This window comes from Actinomycetota bacterium (assembly GCA_036280995.1).
Lineage (GTDB): Bacteria > Actinomycetota > CALGFH01 > CALGFH01 > CALGFH01 > CALGFH01.
In genome coordinates this window covers 1-2,165 of sequence record DASUPQ010000470.1, presented here as the reverse complement: position 1 = coordinate 2,165, position 2,165 = coordinate 1, and the positions used below count along the sequence as shown (strand labels likewise).

2 protein-coding genes are annotated in these 2,165 nt (G+C 67.7%); both read left to right on the top strand.

The genetic code is table 11. The annotated features are described in order from the left end of the window. Nucleotides 1–1,082 precede the first annotated feature (1,082 nt). The gene (locus VF468_15850; protein ID HEX5879766.1) at nucleotides 1,083–1,586 is read left to right on the top strand and encodes a MarR family transcriptional regulator; all 504 of its coding nucleotides are present in this window, start codon (nucleotides 1,083–1,085) and stop codon (nucleotides 1,584–1,586) included. 15 nt (nucleotides 1,587–1,601) lie between these two features. Further along, nucleotides 1,602–2,165, top strand: a 564-nt coding sequence (locus VF468_15845; protein HEX5879765.1) for an ATP-binding cassette domain-containing protein, incomplete at its 3' end; no start/stop codon positions are given.

Below are 2,165 nucleotides of genomic sequence, written 5' to 3'. Positions count from 1 at the left end.
ATCAGGCGGGGACCGCCACCTCCACTTCTACGGGACCCGGGACAACCTCGGTTCGATTCCGGCGGGGGGCTCCACCACAAACCAGCAGGCCAGGCCGGGTCTTGTACCCGGCCTCTTGCATGCTCGGAGACCTCTGAACTGCCATTTGCCAGAAACACCTCGGGTAGCGACGCGAGCACAGAGCGTGGCACCTTAGGTCCGGGCGGGCTGCCCTGTTACCTGGCCATTAGTGTTTGTGCTGGTGGAGCGTCGAATCCGCCTCGGGGTGGTTCAGCATGTGCGGGCTGGCACCAGCAGGCGGTGCACTGCTGTCCTCGGACGATTTCGGGTCGAGCGTAGAGCGAACGGCGACGCTTCATCCGTTATGACGGGCGGATTGAATGGGCGGCTGCCATGAGTCTGTAGGGCGCTGCTGTGTATGAGCTGTTGCGGCGTGAAGTTCGGGGGCAGACGGATCTTGGTTGCGTCACCTGTGAGCCCGCGGTTGATCAGCTTGTAGATCATCGACCGAGGGCCCGCCCCGGCGGACAGCTCTTACATGTCCCACAGACAGACTCCTTGCCAGGGCACGAACGGCCATCTGCTGCCAAGCAGAATCGGCTATGTGGCCGATCGTGGTGGGTTTAGGACAGCTGCATGGCGGCTGTGCGGCGTTCCTCGTCAAGCGTTCCGAGCGGGGCCGTGTCATGACGATTGCTGTCTTGGCGGGTCCTTCAACCTGCTGATGGTGTCGGCGAGGATGGCGACGAGGTGTGGGAGGACATCTCCGTCGGGCGCGGTGGCCTTCTGGACGCGTTGTCCGGCGTCGAGCAACGCCGGCAGCAGAGCTTCGGTGGGCTTGTTGAGGGCGGTTTAGGCCAGGAGCGTGGCGATGGTGCGCGGGCGGGCGGAGGGATGGCCCAGGCAAGGCCGGTCGCCGCGCTCTGGAGGCGGGATTCGCCGCCTGCCTTCCGGGCGCGGCGTGGATGACGCCGGAGTGAGTGCGATTCCGGCACGGGCAGACCTGGATCTCCAAGCCGGACCGAGACTTCTGAGATAACACAAACTTGTGTTATCTCAGGCATATGTGTAGTATGCTGCACATGCCGACCGATGCCGAGATCACCTTCGCCGACCACGCCGGCCGGCTCTACGCCCGCCGTTACGGGATGGCCCCGGTGGTGGGGCGGCTGCTGGGCTATCTGGCCATCTGCGACCCGCGCGAGCAGAGCATCGCGGAACTGGCCGAAGCGCTACTGGCCAGCCGCAGCGCGATCGCCGGCGCGGTGAAGACCTTGGAGCAGCTGGGCCTGGTCCGCCGCTCCCGGGCCGCGGGTGAGCGGATGGACCGGGTCGGCATCGACCTGACCTCGCGGCGGGCGCTGGGGTTCGACCCCACCGAGTACCAGGAGCAGGCCGCGCTGGCACGTGAAGGCCTGGCGATCCTGGCCCACGCCCCGCCCGAGCGGCGGGCCGTGCTGCTGGAGTGGGCCGCGATGGCCGAGTGGCTGGTGGCACGGCTGCCCGAGTGGGAGAAGGACTGGCAGGCCCACCGCGAGGCGCTGCGCGCGGCGGGCGAACTCCCCGGCGACACGACGCATTCCTGACAGCGAGGAGGCACGATGACCCAGTCCAGCGCGGCGATTACCGCCCGCGGGATACGCAAGTCCTTCGGCGAGCACACCGTGCTCGACGACGTCGACCTGGAGGTTGACCAGGGGACGATCTTCGCACTGCTCGGCCCGAACGGCGCGGGAAAGACGACGATCGTGCGCATCCTGACCACGCTGCTCAAGCCCGACGCGGGGACGGCCACCGTCGCCGGCTTCGACGTCGCCACGCACCCGGCGAACGTGCGAGAGTCGATCAGCCTCACCGGGCAGTTCGCCGCCGTGGACGAGATCCTCACCGGGCGCGAGAACCTGATCCTGATGGCCCGGTTGCGGCGCGTGAAGGACGCCGGCCAGATCGCGGATGACCTGCTGGCCCGCTTCCAGCTCATCGACGCGGCCAAGCGGAGGGTGGCGACCTACTCCGGAGGCATGCGCCGCCGCCTGGACATCGCCATGAGCCTGATCGGCCATCCGCCGGTGATCTTCCTCGACGAGCCGACCACCGGGCTCGACCCCCGCAGCCGCAATGGCATGTGGGAGGTGATCGAGGACCTCATCCGCGACGGCACGACG

Coding starts and splice junctions, on each gene's coding strand:
- VF468_15850 (HEX5879766.1), top strand. CDS start 1,083: ATGCCGACCGATGCCGAGATCACCTTCGCCGACCACGCCGGCCGGCTC.